General features: G+C 58.2%; 21 protein-coding genes and 1 tRNA gene. 17 read left to right on the top strand and 5 right to left on the bottom strand.

The annotated features are described in order from the left end of the window. Positions 1 to 138 precede the first annotated feature (138 nt). Together KI613_RS04040 and KI613_RS04045 are read left to right on the top strand one after the other, a co-directional pair. Positions 139 to 1,179: a TDT family transporter gene (locus tag KI613_RS04040; RefSeq protein ID WP_226403931.1), complete on the top strand. Its 1,041-nt coding sequence runs from the start codon at positions 139 to 141 to the stop codon at positions 1,177 to 1,179. A 7-nt stretch (positions 1,180 to 1,186) separates the two neighbouring features. Continuing rightward, entirely contained in the window at positions 1,187 to 2,035 is an 849-nt protein-coding gene (locus tag KI613_RS04045) for an alpha/beta hydrolase (protein ID WP_226403932.1), read from the top strand. Positions 2,036 to 2,093: 58 nt separating this feature from the next. Here the strand turns inward: KI613_RS04045 and ccoG (KI613_RS04050) are convergent, their stop codons facing one another. Continuing rightward, positions 2,094 to 3,509 (bottom strand): cytochrome c oxidase accessory protein CcoG, encoded by a 1,416-nt coding sequence (gene ccoG, locus KI613_RS04050; RefSeq protein ID WP_226403933.1) that lies wholly within the window; start codon positions 3,507 to 3,509, stop codon positions 2,094 to 2,096. A gap of 327 nt (positions 3,510 to 3,836) precedes the next feature. Here ccoG (KI613_RS04050) and KI613_RS04055 point away from each other — a divergent pair, with 327 nt between their 5' ends. Continuing rightward, positions 3,837 to 5,156, top strand: coding sequence for a sigma-54 interaction domain-containing protein (locus KI613_RS04055; RefSeq protein ID WP_226403934.1), 1,320 nt, complete (start codon positions 3,837 to 3,839; stop codon positions 5,154 to 5,156). Between the two features lie 363 nt (positions 5,157 to 5,519). After that, on the top strand, positions 5,520 to 7,301 hold the full coding sequence (locus KI613_RS04060) for a TolC family outer membrane protein (RefSeq protein ID WP_226403935.1): 1,782 nt from the start codon (positions 5,520 to 5,522) through the stop codon (positions 7,299 to 7,301). Positions 7,302 to 7,388: 87 nt separating this feature from the next. Here the strand turns inward: KI613_RS04060 and KI613_RS04065 are convergent, their stop codons facing one another. Continuing rightward, a complete protein-coding gene (locus KI613_RS04065; protein WP_226403936.1) occupies positions 7,389 to 8,018 on the bottom strand; it encodes a YbhB/YbcL family Raf kinase inhibitor-like protein in 630 nt (209 codons plus the stop codon). Between the two features lie 15 nt (positions 8,019 to 8,033). Then, the gene (gene murJ, locus KI613_RS04070; protein ID WP_226403937.1) at positions 8,034 to 9,581 is read right to left on the bottom strand and encodes a murein biosynthesis integral membrane protein MurJ; all 1,548 of its coding nucleotides are present in this window, start codon (positions 9,579 to 9,581) and stop codon (positions 8,034 to 8,036) included. A gap of 191 nt (positions 9,582 to 9,772) precedes the next feature. Here murJ and KI613_RS04075 point away from each other — a divergent pair. Then, a tRNA-Thr gene (locus tag KI613_RS04075) sits at positions 9,773 to 9,848 on the top strand. A gap of 49 nt (positions 9,849 to 9,897) precedes the next feature. Here KI613_RS04075 and KI613_RS04080 read toward each other — a convergent pair. Then, positions 9,898 to 10,911, bottom strand: a complete 1,014-nt coding sequence (locus KI613_RS04080) for a GGDEF domain-containing protein (protein ID WP_319004087.1) — start codon at positions 10,909 to 10,911, stop codon at positions 9,898 to 9,900. A gap of 124 nt (positions 10,912 to 11,035) precedes the next feature. Between KI613_RS04080 and KI613_RS04085 the strand changes: the two genes are divergently transcribed. The 11 genes from KI613_RS04085 to KI613_RS04135 all read left to right on the top strand — a co-directional run bounded on the left by KI613_RS04085 (position 11,036) and on the right by KI613_RS04135 (position 20,957). Then, positions 11,036 to 11,803, top strand: coding sequence for a 3-hydroxyacyl-CoA dehydrogenase (locus tag KI613_RS04085; protein ID WP_226403939.1), 768 nt, complete (start codon positions 11,036 to 11,038; stop codon positions 11,801 to 11,803). A 55-nt stretch (positions 11,804 to 11,858) separates the two neighbouring features. Next, positions 11,859 to 14,297: a heavy metal translocating P-type ATPase gene (locus tag KI613_RS04090; RefSeq protein WP_226403940.1), complete on the top strand. Its 2,439-nt coding sequence runs from the start codon at positions 11,859 to 11,861 to the stop codon at positions 14,295 to 14,297. Further along, on the top strand, positions 14,297 to 14,488 hold the full coding sequence (ccoS, locus tag KI613_RS04095; RefSeq protein WP_226403941.1) for a cbb3-type cytochrome oxidase assembly protein CcoS: 192 nt from the start codon (positions 14,297 to 14,299) through the stop codon (positions 14,486 to 14,488). Before KI613_RS04090 ends, ccoS begins: the two co-directional genes overlap by 1 nt. Positions 14,489 to 14,779: 291 nt before the next feature. After that, positions 14,780 to 16,204, top strand: coding sequence for a cytochrome-c oxidase, cbb3-type subunit I (gene ccoN, locus KI613_RS04100; RefSeq protein WP_226403942.1), 1,425 nt, complete (start codon positions 14,780 to 14,782; stop codon positions 16,202 to 16,204). A 10-nt stretch (positions 16,205 to 16,214) separates the two neighbouring features. Next, positions 16,215 to 16,856: a cytochrome-c oxidase, cbb3-type subunit II gene (gene ccoO, locus KI613_RS04105; protein WP_226405679.1), complete on the top strand. Its 642-nt coding sequence runs from the start codon at positions 16,215 to 16,217 to the stop codon at positions 16,854 to 16,856. 5 nt (positions 16,857 to 16,861) lie between these two features. Then, positions 16,862 to 17,038: a cbb3-type cytochrome oxidase subunit 3 gene (locus KI613_RS04110; protein WP_226403943.1), complete on the top strand. Its 177-nt coding sequence runs from the start codon at positions 16,862 to 16,864 to the stop codon at positions 17,036 to 17,038. Between the two features lie 14 nt (positions 17,039 to 17,052). Then, a complete protein-coding gene (gene ccoP / locus KI613_RS04115; protein ID WP_226403944.1) occupies positions 17,053 to 17,952 on the top strand; it encodes a cytochrome-c oxidase, cbb3-type subunit III in 900 nt (299 codons plus the stop codon). Between the two features lie 127 nt (positions 17,953 to 18,079). Beyond that, on the top strand, positions 18,080 to 19,501 hold the full coding sequence (ccoG, locus tag KI613_RS04120) for a cytochrome c oxidase accessory protein CcoG (protein ID WP_226403945.1): 1,422 nt from the start codon (positions 18,080 to 18,082) through the stop codon (positions 19,499 to 19,501). Between the two features lie 13 nt (positions 19,502 to 19,514). Then, a complete protein-coding gene (locus tag KI613_RS04125) occupies positions 19,515 to 20,024 on the top strand; it encodes a FixH family protein (protein WP_226403946.1) in 510 nt (169 codons plus the stop codon). 35 nt (positions 20,025 to 20,059) lie between these two features. Then, positions 20,060 to 20,200, top strand: a complete 141-nt coding sequence (locus tag KI613_RS04130; protein ID WP_226403947.1) for a DUF3149 domain-containing protein — start codon at positions 20,060 to 20,062, stop codon at positions 20,198 to 20,200. Positions 20,201 to 20,306: 106 nt separating this feature from the next. Continuing rightward, positions 20,307 to 20,957: a TonB family protein gene (locus KI613_RS04135; RefSeq protein ID WP_226403948.1), complete on the top strand. Its 651-nt coding sequence runs from the start codon at positions 20,307 to 20,309 to the stop codon at positions 20,955 to 20,957. A 3-nt stretch (positions 20,958 to 20,960) separates the two neighbouring features. Here the strand turns inward: KI613_RS04135 and KI613_RS04140 are convergent, their stop codons facing one another. After that, positions 20,961 to 21,494: an NUDIX hydrolase gene (locus tag KI613_RS04140; RefSeq protein WP_226405681.1), complete on the bottom strand. Its 534-nt coding sequence runs from the start codon at positions 21,492 to 21,494 to the stop codon at positions 20,961 to 20,963. A gap of 183 nt (positions 21,495 to 21,677) precedes the next feature. Here KI613_RS04140 and motA point away from each other — a divergent pair, with 183 nt between their 5' ends. Beyond that, positions 21,678 to 22,535, top strand: a complete 858-nt coding sequence (gene motA / locus KI613_RS04145) for a flagellar motor stator protein MotA (RefSeq protein WP_226403949.1) — start codon at positions 21,678 to 21,680, stop codon at positions 22,533 to 22,535. The last annotated feature ends 8 nt before the right edge of the window (positions 22,536 to 22,543 follow it).

The following is a 22,543-nucleotide window of genomic DNA, read 5'->3' on the forward strand; positions in this document are numbered from 1 at the left end:
GCAGGCCCGGTCTCCGTTTCGGTTTATCTTGTTTTAAGCCAGTATATCGCCGAAGCGCGCGTTTTCGGCCGGCCTGTGGCCGTTTGCTACGGTCAACCGGAAAAAATCGCCAAATTTGAAATGCCAGAAAGAGACACCATGAGTTATCCCCGTTTTGCAGATATTTCCCGCAGCTTCGCGCCCGGCTGGTTTGCCGCCGTGATGGGTACCGGCGTCTTCGCCATGACGACGCACAGCCTGGCCTTGCGCTGGCCGTGGCTGGGCTTGCCGGCCGAAGTGCTGCACTGGTTCAACAGCGCACTTTTTCTGCTCCTGGCTGTGCCCTGGCTGACCCGCTGGTTGCGCTTCCCGGCGGCTGCCATGCAGACGATGCAGCATCCGGTGCAGGCCAATTTCTACCCCACCTTCTCGATTGCCCTGCTCGTCCTCGCCGCGCAATGGCTGACCTTTACCTCAGGCAGCGCCGTGGCCATGGTCCTGTGGTGGCTCGGCGTCATCGTCCATTTCATCTTCAGCTTTGCCGTGCTCTCCATTATTTTTCGCGGCGAGCATGTGGCGGCCGAGCACGTCACGCCGGCCCAGTTCATCCCCGCTGTCGGCCTTGTTGTCATGCCGCTGGCCGGCGTGCCGCTGCTTGCACACATGGATGGCGCGTTGCGCGAGTGGGCGCTGACCATCAATGCCATCGGTCTGGGGGCGGGCAGCATGATGTATCTTGGCTTGCTCGGCCTGACGCTGCAGCGCAAATACCTGCACAAACCGGCGCTGGGCATCCTGACGCCGACGGTATGGATTCATCTCGCCCCGATCGGTGTCATCCCGCTCAGCCTGATGAACGTCGTCGAGCAGCTACCCTATCCGGCCGCCCGTGAAGCGGCCACGGTACTCATGCTGCTGGTCTGGGGCTTCGGTGTCTGGTGGTTGGTCATGGCCACTCTGCTGACTCTGTCGGCACGGCGGGCGGGGCAACTGCCATTCGCCTTGTCATGGTGGGGCTTCACCTTTCCGCTCGGCGCTTTCGTCGCCGAAAGCCTGCGCCTGACCCAGCTTCTCGGCTGGAGCAGCACCTTCGCCATCGGCGTCGCCGCCTGGCTGCTGCTTGGCTTCTTCTGGGGCATCACGCTGTACCGGACGGTACGTGGCGTGGCTAGCGGCGCCATTTTTCAGCCTCACCCCTGAGCCCGGGATGACCTGGCTATGGGGCATTCCGTTGCTGGCCGGCTGTGTCGGCGCGCTGAATTTTTTTATTCGGCGTGGCCTGGCGGCGCCGCGTATCGTCGAAACGGAGCGCCCGGAGGGCTTGCCATGGCTTGAGGTGAAGGTACCGACGGCCAATGACAAAAGTCTTTACGGCTGGTACATACCGGCCGGGGCGGGGCGGCCAGCCCTGGTCGTCATGCATGGCTGGGGCGGTAACGCCGGAATGATGCTGCCGCTGGCGGCACCGCTGCACGCGGCAGGGTATTCGCTGTTGCTGGTCGATGCCCGTTGTCATGGCCAGAGCGATGACGACAGTTTTGCCTCGCTACCCCGCTTTGCTGAGGATATCGAGGCGGCATTGGTCTGGTTGGCTGGGCGGCCGGAGGTCGATCCGCTGGCGCTGGGGGTGATCGGCCATTCGGTGGGGGCGGGCGCGGCCTTGCTCGCCGCCTCGCGCCAGCCGTCCATCCGCGCCGTCGTCAGCCTGGCGGCCTTTGCCCATCCGGCGGCCATGATGCGGCGCTGGCTGGCCGGCATGCACATCCCGTTCTGGCCGCTCGGCGCTTACATCCTGGCTTATGTGCAGCGGGTCATCGGCCATCGTTTCGACGACATCGCGCCGTGCGCCACGATTGCCAGGATTTGTTGTCCGACGTTGATCGTCCATGGTCTGGCGGACGATACCGTTCCGGTCGCCGAGGCCCGGCAGATTTACGCGGCCCGGACCTGCGACGCGGTCGAACTGCTGCTGGTGCCCGGTAGCCATGACGACTATGGGGATCTGGTGGCGCAGGTTGGCTTGCTGAGCAGCTTTCTCGATCGGGCTTTTCGCTAATATATGGACGAAAAAAAGCGGGAGACACGCTCCCGCTTTATCGCTATCTGGCAGAGGACTACCTGGGCAGCAGGAAAGCCGCTTTTTCGCGAACCTTGATGTCCGGGTTGTCCAGCGCGACGATCTCGAAGTGAATCGGGTTCGAGCCCGTCTTGCCGGCGTCGGGCGGTACGGCAACCACGGTGTTGAACGATTGCAGCGAGGCCGGCGCGACGTCGACTTCAACGTCGCCGGTGATTTCGGCGCCGGGCAGGCCGTCGACCGTGACCTTGTAACGATGCGACTGTTCTTCGGTATTCATGATCTGCAGCATGTAGACGTTCTCGATCCGGCCGTCGTCGGCTTCGCGGGCCAGCGTTGAACGGTCGCGAATGATGTCGACCTTGAGCGGTATGCGGGTGGTCAGGAACCAGATGGCCAGCCCGGTGATGACGATCAGGATGAAGGTGTAGAGCAGAATGCGCGGGCGGATGATGTGGGCAAGGATTTCCTGCTTGCCCTGATGCTTCGCCATGGCGTTTTCGGTCGAGTAACGGACCAGGCCCTTCGGCAAGCCAACCTTCTCCATGACCTGGTCGCAGACGTCGACGCAGGCGGCACAGCCGATGCACTCGTATTGCAGGCCCTTGCGGATGTCGATGCCGGTCGGGCAGACGATCACGCACTGGTTGCAATCGATACAATCGCCCAGTTTGGGGGCGTTCGGGGCCACGTTTTTCTTGCGCGCGCCACGCGGCTCGCCGCGTTCCTCGTCATAGGTGATGATCATCGTGTCCGGGTCAAACATCACGCTCTGGAAGCGGGCATACGGGCACATGTGTTTGCACACCTGTTCGCGCATGAAACCGGCCATGAGGATCGTGAAGCCGCCGTAGAAGAAGATCCAGAAGGTCTCCCAGGGGCCTAGCTGGCCGGTCAGGACGTTGTTGATGAGTTCCTGGACGGGCGTGAAATAGCCGACCAGCGTAAAGCCGGTCCACAAGCCAATGATGCCCCAAAGCAGGTGTTTGGTCGCCTTGATGCGGAACTTGCGCGCATCCATCGGGGCCTTGTCGAGCTTGATCCGCGCATTGCGGTCGCCTTCGACCCAGTTCTCGATCCACATGAAGATCTGGGTGTATACCGTTTGCGGGCAGGCGTAGCCGCAGAACAGTCGCCCGGCGATGGCGGTGACGAGGAATAGCCCATAGGCGGAAACGATCAGCAATGCTGTCAGGTAGATGACATCCTGCGGCCAGAATACGACCCCGAAAATGTAGAACTTGCGTTCGACCAGATGCAGAAGAATTGCTTGCCGGTCGTTCCAGGTCAGCCACAGGCCGCCGTAAAACAGCACCTGGGTGAATATCACCAGGGCAATTCGCCAATTGTCGAAATAGCCACGAACGCCTTTGGCGTAGATGATCTTGTGCTTTTCGTAAAAGGAAACCTTGGCCGCTTTAAGTTCTTCCGTATTTTCTTGGGGCTGATTCATTGACGTTTTCGTGAAGATGAATGATGAGGTTGGAAACCGGCGCTACCGACAACGACAAGCGACTGCGCAAAGCAAGCCTGCGGGGCGAGGGGAATAGTCGCAGTCAGACACGTCGCTGCCAAGGCGGCCGCCCACTGCAATGTATCGCAATAGCGCGGAGACCCAAGTATTGCCGGTTTCCTGGGGTTCTTACTATCAAGATGCGTGCCTGGGGGCTTTCTGGCTCAAGTTGCTTAAAAATCATTTGCTTATATATCGCATTAAGGTGCTCGTTGGCAAATTGTGTCAATATTGGCAGGCGCGAGTGACGTAATTGACGGAGTTGGCATGAGCGAACATTCTTTGGGTGAACTGATTTCTTTCCTCGACGGCTTGCCTGAGCCGCGTATCGTGATGAATGCCGAGTACCGGATTATTGCGGCCAACGCCGCCTATGTCCGCGATTTTGGCGGTGGCCAGCTGATCACCGGGCGGACGTGCTACGAGGTTTCGCATCATTTCGATGTGCCCTGCGATCAGGCTGGCGAGTCCTGCCCGCTTAAGCAGAGTCAAAAATCAGGATCGCCGCAACGCGTCCTCCACCTGCACCATACGCCGCGTGGCGAAGAGCATGTCGCCGTTGAAACCACGCCCATTCGCGACGAAAACGGACAGGTCGTCTATTTCGTCGAGACCATGCGCGTTGTTCGCCAGGCGAGCAGCCGTCCGGCGGCGCAGGGGCTGGTTGGCCGCTCGCCGGCATTTGTCGGCATGCTGGAAAAGGTATTGCGCGTCGCCAACTCGAACGCCTCCGTGCTGCTGCTTGGTGAAACGGGAACCGGCAAGGAGCTGGTTGCCCGCGCCGTCCACGAAGCCAGCGCTCGGGAGGATGGCCCCTTTGTTGCGGTCGACTGCGCGGGGATGACTGAAACCTTGTTCGAGAGCGAACTTTTCGGCTACGAAAAAGGGGCATTTACCGGCGCCACGCACCGCAAGCAGGGCCTGGTCGAAGCGGCCTCGGGCGGAACGCTGTTTCTCGACGAAATCGGCGAGCTGCCACTGGTCCTCCAGGTCAAGCTGTTGCGTCTGCTTGAAACCGGGACTTATCGGCGGGTTGGCGGGCTGGACTGGTTGCCGGCGGATTTCCGGCTGGTCGCGGCGACGCATCGCGATCTTCGTGCCATGGTTCAGGCCGAAACCTTCCGCCGCGACCTGTATTTCCGGATCAACACCTTCCCGGTGTACACGCCGGCCCTGCACGAACGACCGGCCGATATTCCCTTGCTGGCGGTTTCCCTGCTCGAACGTGTTGATCGAGAGTCGGGCCGAAAATTTACGCCGGCAGCGCTGGCCTGGCTGAGCGGCCGACGTTACAGCGGCAACATCCGGGAGCTGCGCAACCTGATCGAACGCGCCACCTTGCTGGCCGATGGCGATCTCATCGACCTGCCCCATCTTGAGGAAATGGCTGAAGATCTGCCCCCCGCCTTGCTGGTGAACGACAATGCCTTCCACGTTGAACAGGTCATCGAGCTGGATACGCTGGAACGACGCTACCTGAACTGGGCGAGGGACCGCAATGGACTCGACGCCGTCGAGTTGGCGGCGCGCCTCGGCGTTAGTCCGCGCACCTTGTATCGCAAGTTGCAGGGCTTGAAAGGCAATTGAGCGCTTCATCCGCACGGGGGTGTGGCGCTTCGGGGATTTCAGTTTTGGGCAAAAATTCCGGTTGACCGTAGCAAGCGTCAAAAAACATGAAGTAGCCCCCTGTGAGCCATCCAGACGGCAAAGTGTAAATGTAGCCCTGGCCAGCTTTACCATTTCTTACATTCAGCCTGGCCGCGCTCCCTATAATCGCGGACGCCTGTTTCTTCGGTTTTTCCTGGGCGTCGGGGGTGCAAATTTGCGCTGGCGTGAGGAATTGCCGTCTTTTTGCTCAAATAAAAAATACTGCACATGAAAAAAATAACGCTTGTCGCGCTTCTTGTCTCCGCTGTTTTTCCTGCCATCGGGCAGGTTTCGTCAGCGCAAATGTCAGCCCCCGCGACCCTGAAAGAAGTAGCCCAACGCGCTGTCCTCAACAGCCCTGAAGTCACGTCCAAATGGCACGCCTACCGCGCCGCCGACGAAGAAATCGGCGTCGCCCGTGGTGGCTACCTGCCGCGCGTCGACCTCACTGCCGGCTCCGGTCGCGAAAGCCTGCGCCAGCCGACCACCGCCGACCGTGACTACACCCGCACCGGCGTCCTCCTGAGCCTCAACCAGATGCTCTTCGACGGCTTCGCCACCCGTAACGAAGTCCGCCGCCTCGACAAAGCCAGGCTGGTGCGCTACTACGAACTCCTCGACGCCTCCGAAACCACCGCCCTCGAAGCCGGCCGCGCCTATCTCGACGTCCTGCGCTACCGCCACCTCGTCGACCTCGCCAAAGACAACTACATCCAGCACAAAGCCACCTACGACCAGATCGAACGGCGCACCCAAAGCGGCGTCGGCCGTCGCGTCGACTTCGAACAAGCCGGCAGCCGTCTCGCCCTGGCCGAAATCAACCTGATCACCGAAAGCGCCAACCTCCACGACGTCAGCGCCCGCTACCAGCGCCTCATCGGCCAGCACCCCGCCGACGCCATCGTCCCGCCATCCGAGCTCAACAACGCCATCCCGGCCCAGGCCACAGTCGCCCTCGCCACCCTGCACCGCAAAAACCCGGCGCTCCTCGCCGCTACTGAAAACATCGAAGCCAGCCAATACGAAATCAACACCCGGCGCGCCGCCTACTCACCGAAGCTCGACTTCCGCGCCCGTACTGACAACACCCGCAACTACCTCGGCGACACCGGCGATCGAAACCACAACGTCGCCGAACTCGTCGTCAGCTGGAACCTCTTCAACGGCGGCTCCGACCGCGCCCGCGAAAAGCAGACCATCGAAAAGAAAAACCTCGCCTTCGACCTCCGCGAAAAAGCCTGCCGCGACACGAGACAGACCCTCCTCATCGCCTACAACGACGTCCAGCGCCTCAAGGAACAAACCACCTTCAACGCCCGCCAGGTCACCCTGCTCGAAAAGACCCGTGACGCCTACCGCGACCAGTTCAACGTCGGCCAGCGCACCCTGCTCGACCTCCTCGATACCGAAAACGAACTCCTCGCCGCCCGGCGCGCCAACATCAACGCCGACACCGACCTGACGCTCGCCTACCTGCGCACCTACGCCGGTATGGGCACCCTGCTCGAACAACTCGGCCTGCAACGCCTCGACGCCGCTACCCCGGACAACAGCGAACTGGCCGACGTCGATCCGAGCCAACTCTGCCCGAACGACCCCATCGCCCTCGGCCTGCCCGATCGCGATGCACTCAACGCCAAAGCCGCTGCCCTCAACGCCAGCCGCGCCCCGCTCGTTGCTGCCGCACCCATCGCCCTCAGCCCCGAAGCCGGCATCCAGAGCCAGGTCAAATCCTGGGCTGCCGCCTGGTCGGCCAGAGATTACGCCGCCTATAGCGCCTTCTACGCCCCGACCTTCACCCCGGACGGCGGTCTGACCCGCGAAGACTGGGCGCAACTGCGCCGGGGTCGCATCGCCACCCGTGACAGCATCAACGTCGACATCCAAGACATGAAAGTCAGGATGGACGGCAACGACCGTGCCTTCGCCGAATTCCGCCAGGTCTACCAGTCCAAGGGCTACAACGACACGACGCAGAAGACGCTGGAGATGATCAAGGTGAACGGCAAGTGGCTGATCAACCGTGAGACGTCCATCCCGTGTAACGGCAACACCGTCGGGGGCTGCAAGGGGCTGGTCAAGTAAGGCTCCCATAGTGTTCGGCTGAAAACCGGACAACCAAGACAAAGGCCATGCAGATGCATGGCCTTTGGCGTTAACGGCGGCGGGAAATCAGGCTAGCAGGCTGGCGTTCAGCGTATAGGTGCCGGTCAGGCAGGCTTCGGCCAGAATGTGGCCCTGCATGGCGGCACGGACTTCCGGCCCGCCGAACTTGCCGTCGAGCGGCAGCTTTTCAATATCCAGCGCATACGCCGTGAAGATGTAGTGATGGATGATCTCGTCGTTCCATGGCGGGCAGGGGCCGTCGTAGCCGTAGTAATCACCGCTCATGTCGTGGTCATTGGCGAACCAGTCGGTGTAATTGTTGATGCCTTGCCGGCTGCCTTCGGCTGCCTGCAGCCCGGGTTTGCCGCGCGGCGTGACCTTATTGCTGAACTCGCCTTCGGCAATCGCATTGACCGTCGCTGGCAGGTCGATCAGAACCCAGTGAAAAAAATCGACACGGGGCAGGGCGGCGGGAACGCTTCGGCCTTCCTGATTGACATCGTCGCCTTGGCTGGGGACATCCGGATCGTGACAGATGACGACGAAGGATTTGGTGTCTGCGGGGGCGTCGCTCCACGCCAGATGGGGATTGATATTGTTGCCGAGGCAGACGTGATGGGCCGGGTCAGGGGTGCAAAAGGAAAACTTGCCTGGAATCTCTTGCCCATCCGAAAAGCTGGTGCTGGTCAGTTTCATCGTAACCTCTCCTGATTAGGCCGCCTGGCGTTTGAAATCCCGCGGGCGGAAGCCAAGAATCCATAATGTGGCGAAATAAGTACTGGCGCCGAGGGGTACCAGCCAAGACAAATGGATTGTCCGGTCGATGAAGCTCCTTTGCAACCAGCTTTTTTCCTGACCCATGCCAAACCACAGTGCAGCGCCCATGACGATCAAAGCGAGCAGCAGCTTGCCACTGAAAATCAGCCATCCCGCCTGCGGCTGGTAGATTTCCAGACGGCGCAGGCCGCGATAAAGCATCAGGGCGTTCAGGCAGGCCGCCAGGCCAATCGACAGGGCCAGTCCGGCGTGTTCCAGCCAGCCGACGAAGGCGAGATTCATGAATTGTGTGGCGGCCAGTGAAATCAGGGCAATTTTCACCGGAGTCCGGATGTTCTGGCGGGCATAAAAGCCGGGTGCCAGCACCTTGACGAGAATCATACCGGTCAGACCAATGGTGTAGGCGACCAGCGCTTCGCGGGTGCGGAAAACGTCGTCGGCTGAAAAGGCACCGTGGTAGAACAGGGCCGAGATCAGCGGTACGGCCAGGATGGCCAGGGCCAGCGCGGCCGGGGCGGCGAGCAACAGGGTCAGGCGCAGGCCCCAGTCGAGCAGTCGTGAATACTCAACCGGGTTGTTACTGGCATGGTAGCGCGACAGCGAGGGCAGCAGGATAGTCCCCAGCGTGGCGCCGAGCATGCCGGACGGAAATTCCATCAGGCGGTCGGCGTAATAAAGCCAGGACACGCTGCCGGATTGCAGGAAGGAAGCAAATATGGTGTTGATGAGCAGGCTGATCTGCGACACCGAGACGCCGATCATGGCCGGCGCCATCAGCGTCGTGATCCGGCGCACCCCGGGGTCGGCCCAGGCGGCGCGCCAGTTGAGCGATGGGCGCGGCAGCATGGCGATTTTCTTCAGGGCCGGAATCTGAATCGCCAGTTGCAGCAGGCCGCCGAGGAAAACCGCCCACCCCAGCACCAGCACCGGCGGATCGAAATAGGGTGCGGCAAACAGGGCCATGCCGATAAACGCGAGGTTAAGCAGGACGGGCGTGAAAGCCGGCAGGGCGAAACGGCTCCAGCTATTGAGTATTCCGCCCGACAGCGCGACGAGCGACATGAAAAATATGTACGGGAAGGTGATGCGGGTCAGCGTCACTGTCAGTTCGAACTTGCCCGTGTCTTCTGCAAAGCCCGGGGCCGAGATCCAGACCAGCACGGGGGCCAGTGCGATGCCCAGCGCCGTTACGGCAAATAGAGCCATCGACAGCAGGCTGGCGACATGGTCGACCAGCGTGCGGGTATCCGCCTCGCTGCCCTTGTTCTTGTATTCGCCAAGGATGGGCACGAATGCCTGGGAAAACGCGCCTTCGGCAAACATCCGGCGCAGCAGATTGGGCAGCTTGAAGGCGACAAAGAAAGCATCAGTGGCCAACCCGGCGCCGAAGGTGCGGGCGATGACAAAGTCACGGGCAAAGCCGAGAATTCTTGAGAGAAGGGTCATGCCACTGACCGTGGCCAGTGCGCGGAGGAGATTCATTCGATATGGGCATTACCGGAAAAGCCGTGATTCTACGCTGTGCTTCTACGAAGGCTGCAAATGGCATTTGAAATGAATATCCAGGCTCCCGGGAGGGCGATGCCTGCCGTGATCGCGTCGCAGGATGGCGATTCGGAACACTCCTTGTTGCCCGCACAGATCTGCTGCTGTAGAATTCGCGACCTTGGTTTGCCGCTTTAGCTCAGTTGGTAGAGCAGTTCATTCGTAATGAAAAGGTCGCCAGTTCGATTCCGGCAAGCGGCACCATCTTGATTTAGCCCACCTCGTGTGGGCTTTTTCATTTCCGGCGACGCGATTACTCGAGATTGAGTATGACCCGATTGCGACCGGCGCTTTTGGCGGCGTAAAGGTTGGCATCGGCCGTTTTGACCAGTTGCTGCGGCGCTTTTTCGGTGCTCGGATGCGTGCTGGCGACACCGAAACTGCAGGAAACCCGGCCGTCAATGCCGCGTTCATGCGGGATGTGCAGGTCGCAGGCTGATTGGCGCATGCGTTCGGCGACGGCGTAGGCGCCATTGGCATCGGTGCCGGGCAGGATGGCGACGAATTCCTCGCCGCCGTAACGGGCGACAGTGTCTTCGACGCGAAAGAGCGATTCGCTGAGCGAACTGGCTACTGCCTTCAGGCAGAAATCGCCAGCCTGGTGGCCATAGATATCGTTGAACTGCTTGAAGAAATCGACGTCGCTGAGGACGATGCTGAGCGGCGTGTCGTTGCGGATGCAACGCTTCCATTCGACGGCCAGCGTGTCGTCAAAATGGCGTCGATTGGGTATGCCGGTCAGGCTGTCGAGAATGGCGATTTCCTTGAGCTGGCGATGGACTTCGCAAATTTCCTGTTGCCGGGTCGAAATGCGCAGCATGGCGCGCACCTTGGCCAGTAGCACGACTTCCGAGACGGGCTTGCTCAGGAAATCGTCGCCGCCGGCCAGGATTCCTTGGGCGAGCGTGTCTTCATCGGTGACCGAGGAGAGGAAGACGATCGGTGTCCAGGGCGAAATCCCCGTTTCAATTCTGGACAGTTCCCAGGCGCGGATTTTCCGCGTCAGTTCGATGCCGTTGGTGTCTTGCTGGGTGGTGTCGAGCAGTACCAGTCCGGGCAGGTTTTCGCGGAACATCTGCAGGGCCTGGTCGGCATCGCCGGTAGCCATCGTCCGGATCTCCGGCAACTGGCGAAGGCACTCGCAGATCAATGCCCTGTTGCTCGCCGACGGGTCGATGACGAGTACGGAGGGCCTGCGTCTGTCAGATGTGGCCTGCGCGGACATGATCGGATAGCGCCTTGATTGGTCGGGATATTTATCGATCATAGCATCACGGTGCGGTGGGGGAACATGGCGAGGCCATTTTCGATCGCGACGTCGAGGAGTAATATGTGCTTCCTTTCCATACGGTACCGTCTGGAAAAAGATAATTATTCAGGAGAGAGTGGCAATGCAAATCAACGACAAGGTATTTCTGGTCACCGGTGCGGGCTCTGGTCTGGGCGCAGCGACGGCGAGTGCTTTGGCGGAAGCCGGGGCGAAGGTAGTGCTGGTCGATCTGAATCGTCAAGCTGGCGAAAAGATGGCGGCAGACCTGGGCGCGAACACCTGTTTTGTCGAAACTGATGTGGCGAACGAGGCTTCTGCGGTCAACGCGATAAATACGGCAATTTCGAAATTTGGCGCGCTGCATGGCCTGGTGAACTGCGCCGGCGTGGCGCCGGCCGAGAAGGTGCTCGGCAAGGAGGGGCCGCATCGCCTGGAGAGCTTCGCCAAGGTCATCAATATCAATCTGGTCGGCTCTTTCAACATGATCCGCCTGGCCGCCGATGCGATGATGAAGCACGAGCCGGATGCCGGTGGCGAACGCGGCGTGATCATTAATACTGCGTCGGTTGCCGCCTACGAAGGCCAGCTTGGCCAGGCCGCCTATGCGGCCTCGAAGGGCGGCATCGTCGCCCTGACCTTGCCGGTTGCTCGCGAACTGGCGCGTAGCGGTATCCGCTGCATGACCATCGCCCCGGGCATCATGGAAACGCCGATGCTGCTCGGCATGCCGCCCGAAGTGCAGGACTCCCTGAACAAGATGGTGCCGTTCCCGACACGCATGGGCAAACCGGCCGAGTACGCGGCGCTGGTCCGGCATATCGCCGAGAATGCCTACCTCAATGGCGAAGTCATTCGGCTGGATGGCGCCATCCGGATGGGCGTCAAATAAACTATACTTCGGCTCCGTCCTTGACCCAAAAGGCACTTCGGTGCCTTTTTATTTGATGCCCCCCGCTTCCTGCTATCACTGTGGCCTGCCGATTCCCGACGATGTCGATCTGTCGGTAAAAATAGACAGCGAGCCGCGGGCCATGTGCTGTTTCGGTTGCCAGGCCGTAGCCCAGTCGATTGTCGATAACGGGCTGGCGGACTACTACCGCAGTCGTGATGCGATGCCCGAGTCGCCGCGCGAAGCGATGCCGGCGATCCTCGATCAACTGGTCATGTACGATCACGCCGAATTCCAGAAAAGCTTCGTCAAGGAGCTTGGCCAAAACGAGCGCGAAGCGTCGTTGCTGCTCGAGGGCATTACCTGTTCCGCCTGCATCTGGCTCAATGAGCAGCATGTCGGCCGATTGCCCGGCGTGACGGCGGTCAATATCAACTACACGACCCGCCGAGCCCGCGTGCGCTGGGACGAAACCCGCATCAAGCTCTCGGATATCCTCGGCGCCATTGCTGCCATCGGTTATCGCGCCTACCCGTACGATGCGGCCAAAAATGAGGAAATCTCCCGCAAGGAACGGCGCGACGCGATGTGGCGCCTGTGGGTCGCTGGCTTCGGCATGATGCAGGTGATGATGTATGCCTATCCGGTCTATATCGCCGATGGCGAAATGGCGCCCGACATCGAAAGCCTGATGCGCTGGGCCAGCTTGTTGCTGACCATGCCGGTCATTTTCTATTCCTCGGCACCGTTCTTCCGCAACGCGTGGCGCGACATCAAGCTGCGCCGCGTCGGCATGGATGTGCCGGTGGCGCTTGGTGTCGGCGCGGCCTTCATTGCCAGTTGCTGGGCCACCTTTGTGCAGGCCGGCGAGGTGTATTTCGATTCGGTCACGATGTTCATCTTCTTCCTGCTCGGTGGCCGCTACCTCGAAATGACAGCCCGCCAGAAGGCGGTCAGCGTTACGGAGGCCTTGGCCCGGCTGCTCCCGGCCTTTGCTCAAAAATTGCCAAAATTTCCGGTTGACCGTAGCACTGAGCAGTGCGTGGTTGCCGATCTGCGCCCTGGTGATTACGTCATGGTCCGGGCTGGCGATATCGTGCCGGCGGATGGTCGGGTCATCGAAGGCATTAGTTGTGCGAACGAGGCCTTGCTGACGGGCGAAAGCAAACCCGTACCCAAATCGCCAGGCGAGGCCGTCACCGGTGGCTCGATCAATGCCGAGAGTCCGCTGGTTGTGCAGGTTGAGCAGGTCGGCGAGGGAACGCGCCTGTCGGCCATCATTCAGTTGATGGAACGGGCGGCGGCAGAAAAGCCGAAAATTGTCGTGCTGGCTGATCGTATTGCCAGCTATTTCGTCGCGGCGCTGCTCGCCGTGGCGATTCTCGTTGCGGTCGGCTGGTATTTTGTCGATCCCTCGAAGGCGTTGTGGATTACCGTTTCGGTCCTTGTCGTTACTTGCCCGTGTGCCCTGTCGCTGGCGACGCCGATTGCACTGACTGTATCGGCGGGGGCGCTAGCCAAGGATGGTTTGCTGGTTACACGTGGGCATGCTATTGAAACCTTGGCCCGAGCAACCCATTTTGTCTTCGATAAAACGGGTACCTTGACGACTGGGCACATGCACCTGGTAGACGTCTTTCCAATGGCTGGAGCAAGTCGGGAAGAGTGCCTCGCCATCGCTGCCGCTCTGGAGCACGCCTCCGAACACCCGGTGGCAACCGCGTTGCGCCAGGCGACTGGAGGGCAATTGCCCGAAACGTCGGCGGTAATCAGCGAGCCCGGGCAGGGCATCGAGGCGCTCGTCGCCGGTCGCCGTTGCCGCATTGGTCGCCCCGACTACTCGCTCGCTCTGAGTGCTGCCAAACTGCCGGCGGCTGCAGTCGACTGGCTGGAAAGCGGCGATACCGTTGTTGTTCTCGCCGATGAAAGCGGTTGCTTGGCATTGTTCCGGATTGGCGACGAGTTGCGCCACGAGTCGGCGGCCTTGATCGCGGAACTTCGGGCGGCGGGAAAAAAAGTCATTCTATTGACAGGTGATGCGCCGGCAGTGGCTAATCGTGTTGCCAGCAAGCTGGGTATCACAGACGTTCGGGCTGGTGTTACTCCGCAGGGCAAGCATGATTGCGTCACCGGGCTTCAGGAGGAAGGCGCCGTTGTCGCCATGCTCGGCGATGGCGTCAATGACGCACCTGTTCTGGCTCTGGCTCAGGTTTCGGTCGCCATGGGCGGGGGCGCTCAGCTGGCCCGAACGCAATCCGATTTCATTCTGCTCTCCGAAAACCTGGACCATCTGCGTCACGGTTTGCGGCGGGCTCGGAAAACGCTGCAAGTGATCCGTCAGAATCTCTGGTGGTCCTTCGCGTACAATTTCGTTGCCCTGCCTTTGGCCATCACTGGATATGTAACCCCGTGGATCGCCGGCATCGGCATGTCGGCCAGTTCGTTGCTGGTCGTCCTCAACTCACTGCGTATTCAGCGTGTGGAGATAGATTGATGGAAAGTGTGTATCTGCTTATCCCGGTTTCGGTTCTCCTTGTCTTCGGGATCGCCGTGGCTTTCTGGTGGTCGGTGCGCAGCGGCCAGTTCGATGACCTCGAAGGGCCGGGTTTTCGTGTCCTGATGGATGAGGATCAGCCAAAACCGAGTGCGGATGCACCTGAGCCCGACAAACGAGACAATGTTTGACCTGTGTCAACGTTGGGGGTGGCAACGCTAGGCAAAATGCTTGCATTGTGAAGCGAGCGCTTCACAGCAATTCTCTGTTGGGGTTGGGGTGCGTTACGACGCACCCTTTTTTTGTCCACGCCCCGCGTGTCAAGCGCTGCACCTAGATATTTCGGACTATCTGCCTTAGATAATAGGTAGGTTGATCTAGGTCAAAACACCGCCGCTGAACTAGAATAACATCGCTTTCCATGTGCCCCCTTGGGTTAAGGGAGGTGGGCATTCCGTTTTTTCTTTACGAGAGGTGGGTTCATGTCTGGAACGAAAACCACATATAACGATAAAGTCGTACGGCAATTCGCTGTCATGACTGTTATTTGGGGCATTGTTGGCATGCTGGTTGGTGTCATCATTGCCGCGCAGTTGGTCTGGCCGGAGCTGAATATTGGCTTCCTGCACTTTGGCCGTTTACGCCCGTTGCATACCAACGCAGTTATTTTCGCGTTTGGTGGCTGCGCTCTGTTTGCAACGTCTTACTGGTGTGTTCAGCGCACCGGGCACACCCGCTTGTGGGGTGGTCCGCTGATTCCATTTACTTTCTGGGGTTGGCAACTTGTCATTCTGTTGGCAGCAATTACTTTGCCCCTAGGTATTACCCAGGGTAAGGAATATGCCGAGCTGGAATGGCCAATTGATATCCTGATCACGCTGGTCTGGGTTTCCTACGCAATTGTTTTCTTCGGCACCATTGGCAAGCGGACCGTTTCCCACATTTATGTGGCGAACTGGTTCTTTGGCGCGATGATCATCGCCGTTGCCCTGTTGCACCTGGGTAATAGCGCCGCGTTGCCGGTCTCATACCTGAAGTCCTATTCGGCCTACGCTGGTGTTCAGGATGCCATGATTCAGTGGTGGTATGGCCACAACGCTGTGGGCTTCTTCCTGACAGCCGGCTTCCTCGGCATGATGTACTACTTCGTGCCGAAACAAGCTGGTCGCCCGGTTTACTCCTATCGCCTGTCCGTGGTCCACTTCTGGGCGCTGATCTTCACGTACATGTGGGCGGGCCCTCACCATCTGCATTACACCGCTCTGCCTGACTGGACTCAGTCTGTCGGTATGGTCTTCTCGCTGATTCTGCTGGCTCCGTCCTGGGGGGGCATGATCAACGGTATCATGACCCTGTCCGGCGCCTGGCATAAGCTGCGCGACGATCCTGTCCTGAAGTTCCTGATCACCTCGCTCTCCTTCTACGGTATGTCCACGTTTGAAGGCCCGATGATGTCGATCAAGACGGTCAATGCGCTGTCGCACTACACGGACTGGACTGTTGGTCACGTGCACTCCGGTGCTCTTGGCTGGGTGGCGATGGTTTCCATCGGCTCCATGTACTACCTGCTGCCGAAGCTTTTTGGCAAGACCGAAATGTATAGCACCAAGCTGATGACGACCCACTTCTGGATCGCGACCATTGGTACTGTGCTTTATATCGCTTCTACCTGGATTTCCGGTGTTATGCAGGGCCTGATGTGGCGTGCAGTTAATGCTGACGGCACGCTGGCTTACAGCTTCGTAGAGTCCGTCAAGGGATCCTACCCGTTCTGGGCGATCCGTTGGTTGGGTGGTGTTCTGTTCCTGGGCGGTATGCTGATCATGGCCTACAACATGTTCAAGACCATGGCTGGTGGCAACACCAAGGACACGCCGGTGATCGTTCCGGTTGGTCATCACGCCTGATTAGGGGGGAATAACAATGCTCAAACACGAACAAATTGAAAAGAGCGTAACGCTCCTTATCATTCTTACGCTGTTGGTTGTGATCTGGGGTGGTTTACTGGAAATTGTTCCGCTGTTCTTCCAGAAATCCACCACAACTCCGGTTGAAGGCACCAAGCCGTACGATGCTGTGCGTCTTGCTGGTCGCGACGTTTATATCCGTGAAGGCTGCTACAACTGCCATTCGCAGATGATTCGTCCGTTCCGTGCCGAAACCGAGCGCTACGGTCACTACTCAGTTGCGGGCGAGTACGTTTATGATCACCCGTTCCAGTGGGGCTCCAAGCGTACCGGTCCTGATATCCATCGCGTTGGCGGTCGTTACTCTGACGAGTGGCAGCGTGCTCACCTGATCAATCCTCGTGACGTCGTTCCCGAGTCCAACATGCCTGCTTTCGCCTTCCTGGGGAACACCAAGGCCAAGGATTCGGTTGGCGCCGATATCGAGAAGAAGATGCAGGTCATGCGCACCTACGCCAATGTCCGCGGTATTCCTACCTACTCTGATGAAGAGATCAAGGGTGCCAAGGCAGCTATCGGCGACAAGACCGAACTCGACGTCCTGATTGCGTACCTGCAGGGCATGGGTACGGCACTGAAGAACGTCAAGTAATAGCCATGGACATCAACGATCTGCGTTCCATCGTTACGGTTGTCGGGTTGCTTTGCTTCCTGGGGATCGTGGGGTGGGCCTACGGCAAGGGTAGCAAGAAGGGGTTTGAGGAAGCTGCCAACTTGCCGTTCGCGGAGCATGATGATCAGGGTGAGGCGTCAAAGCCGTCGCACCCCCGCTGAAAAAAGGAAAGCAAATGAGCGATTTTGTTAGCGATTTTTGGAACATGTACGTGATTGTGATTGTGGTGGGTAGTATTCTCGCCTGCGCAATTCTTCTCTACATGCAGGGCAAGGCGACCTTCACCCCAGGCAAGACGATGGGGCACGTTTGGGATGAAACATTGGAGGAATACAACAATCCGATGCCCAAATGGTGGAGTTGGATGTTCATCATCACCGTGGTTTTCGCCTTCGTTTATCTCGCGCTGTATCCGGGCCTGGGTAACTACAAGGGCATGCTGGGTTGGACGTCCGGCGGTCAGCACAAGGCAGAAGTCGACAAGATGGATGCCACGGTCAAGCCTTTGTTTGACAAGTTCATGGCCATGGATGTCAAGGCTGTGGCCGGCGACAAGCAAGCCATGGAAATGGGTAAGCGCCTGTATCTGACCTACTGTATGCAGTGTCACGGTGCTGATGCGCGTGGTGCCAAGGGCTTCCCGAATCTGACCGACGCTGACTGGCAGTATGGCGGCGAGCCGGAGCAGATCAAGGAAACCATTTCCAACGGTCGTGTGGGCGTGATGCCACCGCATGAGCAGTTGGGTGCAGATAGCATCAAGGATCTGGCCAACTACGTCCGTTCGCTGTCTGGTCTGCCGAATGACTCCGTCCGCGCTGCCAAGGGTAAGGAAACCTTTGAATCTGCTGGTTGCGTTGGTTGTCACGGAATGGACGCCCATGGCATGCATGCTGTTGGTGCTCCTAACCTGACTGACAAGATTTGGTTGTATGGTTCTTCAGAAGCGACCATCACTGAAACGATTACCAAGGGTCGTCAGAACCAGATGCCTGCCTGGAAGGAATTCCTGGGCGACGCCAAGGTGCATCTGCTGTCAGCTTACGTGATTAGCCTGAGTCAAGGCGCCAAGTAATTGGCCGAAACGGGGCGGCCTAGCCGCCCCGTTTTTCTTTTGTATTTGAAAATACTGATTTGTATCTAAATTGCGTTGAAAAACGCCCGCATTGCAAGTTCAGCGCAATTTAGATACGGATAAGACCATGACGGAACCCTCTAGTAACAGCTCTCACGCCAAATCTGCCGATACCCTGGCAGAAGTTTCTTTTTACGAGAAACACAAAAAGGTCTATATCCGTGACGTCAAGGGATGGTGGAATAACTGGCGATGGGTTCTGGTCTGGGTTACGCAAATTCTTTTTTACTGCGTACCGTGGCTGGAGTGGAATGGTCGTCAGGCCGTTTTGCTGCATCTGGTTGAACGAAAATTCTATTTGTTTGGCCTTGTCTTGTGGCCCCAGGATGTGTTCTACCTGGCCTTGCTGCTTATCGTTTCTGCTTATGCGCTGTTCTTGTTTACTGCGATAGCCGGGCGCTTGTTCTGCGGGTATGCATGTCCGCAGACCGTATATACCGAAATATTCATGTGGGTCGAAAACAAGGTCGAAGGAGATCGTTCGGCGCGCATGAAGTTGGACAAGGCGCCGATGACGGCTAGAAAGTTTCGTCTGAAGGCCGTGAAGCACGCCATATGGTTGCTGATCTCGCTATGGACTGGGTTTACGCTGGTCGCCTATTTCACGCCAGTAAGCGAGTTGCTTGCAGCGCTGCCTTTTGGGTTTTCCGGGTGGGAGCTGTTCTGGACCTTATTTTATGGTGGTTTTTGTTATATGCAGGCCGGTTTTCTTCGGGAACAGGTTTGCAAGTATATGTGCCCGTATGCACGTTTTCAGGGGGTTATGTTCGATCCCGATACGCTGATCATCACTTACGACCCGGAACGTGGGGAGCCGCGCGGCGCCCGCAAAAAAGCCGTGGATGCAAAGGCGTCCGGCCAAGGAGATTGTGTGGACTGCGGGTTGTGCGTGGTGGTTTGCCCGACCGGCATCGATATTCGCAAGGGGCAGCAATATGAATGTATTGGTTGCGGGGCCTGTATTGATGCTTGTGACCCGGTAATGGACAAGCTGGGATTGCCCCGGGGATTGATCCGCTATACTACTGAGAATGCGCTGGCGAAGCATTTCACCTCGAAGGAGGTGATTGCGCATCTTGTTCGGCCACGGATCATCCTTTACACAACGATTCTGACGGCTATCACGATTGCAGCAATCTGGTCCCTGGCGGTGCGTGTGCCCTTGAAGGTGGATGTGATTCGCGACCGTTCTCTTCTGGCGCGAGAGGCTGATGATGGGCGTATTGAAAACGTCTATAACTTGAAAGTCATGAATACCACGGAAGAGCCCAAGCGTTATGCCTTGTCGGTCGAAGGCATGGAGGGGGTGGAGATTGTTGGTGACCGTATCGTCGAGGTTGCCAGTGCCGAGAACCATGAAGTAACCATCGTCGTTCGTGTGCCGCCGGAGTCCGGGAAAAAAGGCGCGAACACCATTTATTTTGATATCAAGGCCCTGAACCACGAGAAAATCGCGGTTCACGAAAAGGCCTCATTCCTGATGCCCTGACATGAGTAACGCAATGACATTGAAGAACGACAATCAACCTTGGTACAAGGAGCGCTGGCCGTGGTTTCTGATGGCCGGGCCGGGTATTGTTATCGTCGCAGGATTTATTACGCTATGGCTGGCTGTCGTCAGTAACGATGGTTTGGTGACTGATGATTATTACAAGCAGGGATTGTCTGTAAACCAGAGCTTGCAGCGCGACCAAAAGGCGGGCAGCCTTGGCTTGCATGGTGATGTAATGCGTTCAGGCCTGAATTTGCGACTGTTGTTGAATGCGGAAAGCGACGCTGCGTTCCCGTCGGAGATTACGTTGAAGCTGGCGCATCCAACGCGGGCCGGGCAGGACCAGTTGGTCAGGATGACTTTGGAAGGACAGGGCTTCTATAGTGGCAAGCTGGCTACGGAAGTCTCTGGGCGTTGGCTTGTTTCGATTGAGGATCCTGCTGCTCAATGGCGGCTTCAAGGCGAATGGCAGGCTGATTCGGTGGAACCGTTGCGCCTGACGGCGCGCTCGGGGAAGTAGTTTTTGGTTTTTTATTTGTTACTGGGAGGTGACATATGGCGTGGGAACTTTTGTTTAGCAGCGATTTTGGACTGATGAGCTTTGCCGTGATCGTCGGCGTTCTGATCATCGGTGCGGTCATGGGCAAGATGTACTCCAACAAGATCGATGAAGATTCACGCAAGGCCGGCAAGTAAAGCGCTGTCGACCGCATCGCTCTTTGAGTGATGGCAGCTATAAACCCCCGATCTGCTTAGCAGATCGGGGGTTTGTTTTTTGTGCCGAGAACGGTAAAACTGGTACATGCTGATTCGTGCCATGCTCATTTCCGTTTTTTTGCATCTGGTGATGTTGATATCTCCGAGCCGTCTTGACGGGCTGCCACGGACAACGATGACCGGAGTTGGACCGAATGCCTTGAATGCGGTGATTGCCCGGCGCGATGGGAATGACTCGCTTGAGCCCGGAATTCGCCAGACTGTAATGGTCAAAGCTCAGGCTGCCGTTCGGCGCCCCGGCGCGCTACCTGAATCGAAGACAGAGCATTTCAAATTTGGCCCTTTTTTCCGGTCGACCGTAGAGCCTGCCATTACAGAAAAGGCGATGCCAGACCGTTCGCTTGAGGTGACGCCGACTGATACGCAAGGAGCTTCAGTCGAGGAGATTGGGCAATATCGATTGAATGTGGCGCGAAGTGCCCGCCAGTTCAAAGCCTATCCACCTCTGGCGCGGGAGAAGGGCTGGGAGGGGGTGGTCCAGGTCGCGGTTGTCACGCCGATTGGCCAGGGTGCTCCAATAGTTTCGCTGGCTATCTCGTCCGGTTACGAGGTGCTTGATCGTCAGGCACTTGAAATGGTTACGCAGGCGGTCAATTTGACAATTTTGCCGGATGGTATGCGTGGCCGGCGTTTGGCAATTTCCTTCCCGATCGAGTACCGGATGGCAAAGCAATGAAACCTATGCTGCCGGAATTTCTGTTTCGTGAAAGCCGAATACACCTTTTGCTCGGTCGGCTAGATATCGTTCAAGGCACAAGCTGACGCTGCGAAATGCCAGCTCATTCCAGGGGATCTGCGCAGGATGGCACAGGCTGACTTCAAGACTCTCCTCGCCAGGAGCAAAATGCGGGCTGCTCATGCGGCCGCGATAGAACAGATGGACCTGGTTGATATGGGCGATGCTGATCATGGCAAACGGCGCATCAATCAGAATCCTGGCTCCCGCTTCTTCGTGTGTTTCCCGAGCCGCTGCCTGCGCGGTGGTTTCCCCGTTCTCCATAAAGCCTGCGGGAAGCGTCCAGAAACCGTGTCGTGGTTCGATGGCACGCCGGCAGAGCAGGATTCGATCCTCCCATTCAGCGACGCAACCGACTACCAGGCGGGGGTTTTCATAATGGATGTGTCCGCACGCATCACAGACGTGTCGCGGTAGCGAATCTCCCGGAGGAATGGCCAAGCTTACATGCGCGCCGCAGTGGTTGCAGTATTGGATCATGGGCTGTGGATCGATGTCGTAATGTGCTTCAGTCTACCACCGGGTATTCTGCCAAGCCGAAGATGCGCCAAGTCGGCTCTCTCTTTCTTTGCACTCCGGCAATTCAAGTGGCTACAATAGCGAAAACCAATTACTGGGCGGATCTGCGCTGGTTTTTGCTGGCGCGACAGGGGGCTTTGCATGTTTCTGATTGTTGGTTACGTCATCATTCTGGCCTCGGCGCTGGGAACGTATGCACTGCACGGGAGTCTCCTCGCGCTCTGGGTACCGACCGAGTACGTCGCGATTATCGGTTTGACCATCGGTTACTTCGTCGCGGCCAATGACATCAAGATCATCAAGGCGACGGTTGGCGCCGTTCCTGGCATTCTCAAAGGATCAAAATACAACAAGGCATTCTATGTCGATGCCTTGGCCATGCTTTTCGAGATTCTTGGCAAAGTGCGCAAGGAAGGTTTGATGTCCATCGAAGGCGATATCGAAAATCCCGAAGCCAGCCCGATTTTCAGCAAATATCCGAACCTTGTGCATGATCATCATGTGATGGAATTTACCTGCGACTACCTTCGAATGATGGTCGGCGGGAATCTGAATACGGTTGAAATCGAAAGCTTGATGGATGTCGAGCTGGAAACCCATCACCACGAGGCGGCCGAACCAGGTCATGTCGTGTCCAGTATTGCCGGTGCAGTGCCGGCCTTCGGTATCGTGGTGGCGGTGATGGGGGTTGTGAACGTGATGGGATCGGTGGGCAGCCCACCGGCCGTACTGGGAAAAATGATCGGTGGGGCGCTGGTCGGAACCTTTCTCGGTATTCTGATTTCCTACGGCTTCGTCGAGCCGGTTGCCAAACTGCTGGAGCAAAAGGCCGCCGAAGGGGCGACGATCTACAAGACTATCAAGATGGTTCTATTGGCCTCCATGTCCGGCTATGCGCCACAGGTGGCTATCGAGTTCGGTCGCAAGACGCTGGGTTCGCACGAACGCCCCAGCTTCATCGAACTAGAGGAAGAGCTGAAAGCTCGCAAAGGCAAATAGCATGTCGC

The sequence above is a fragment of the Ferribacterium limneticum genome (genome assembly GCF_020510585.1).
Lineage (GTDB): Bacteria > Pseudomonadota > Gammaproteobacteria > Burkholderiales > Rhodocyclaceae > Azonexus.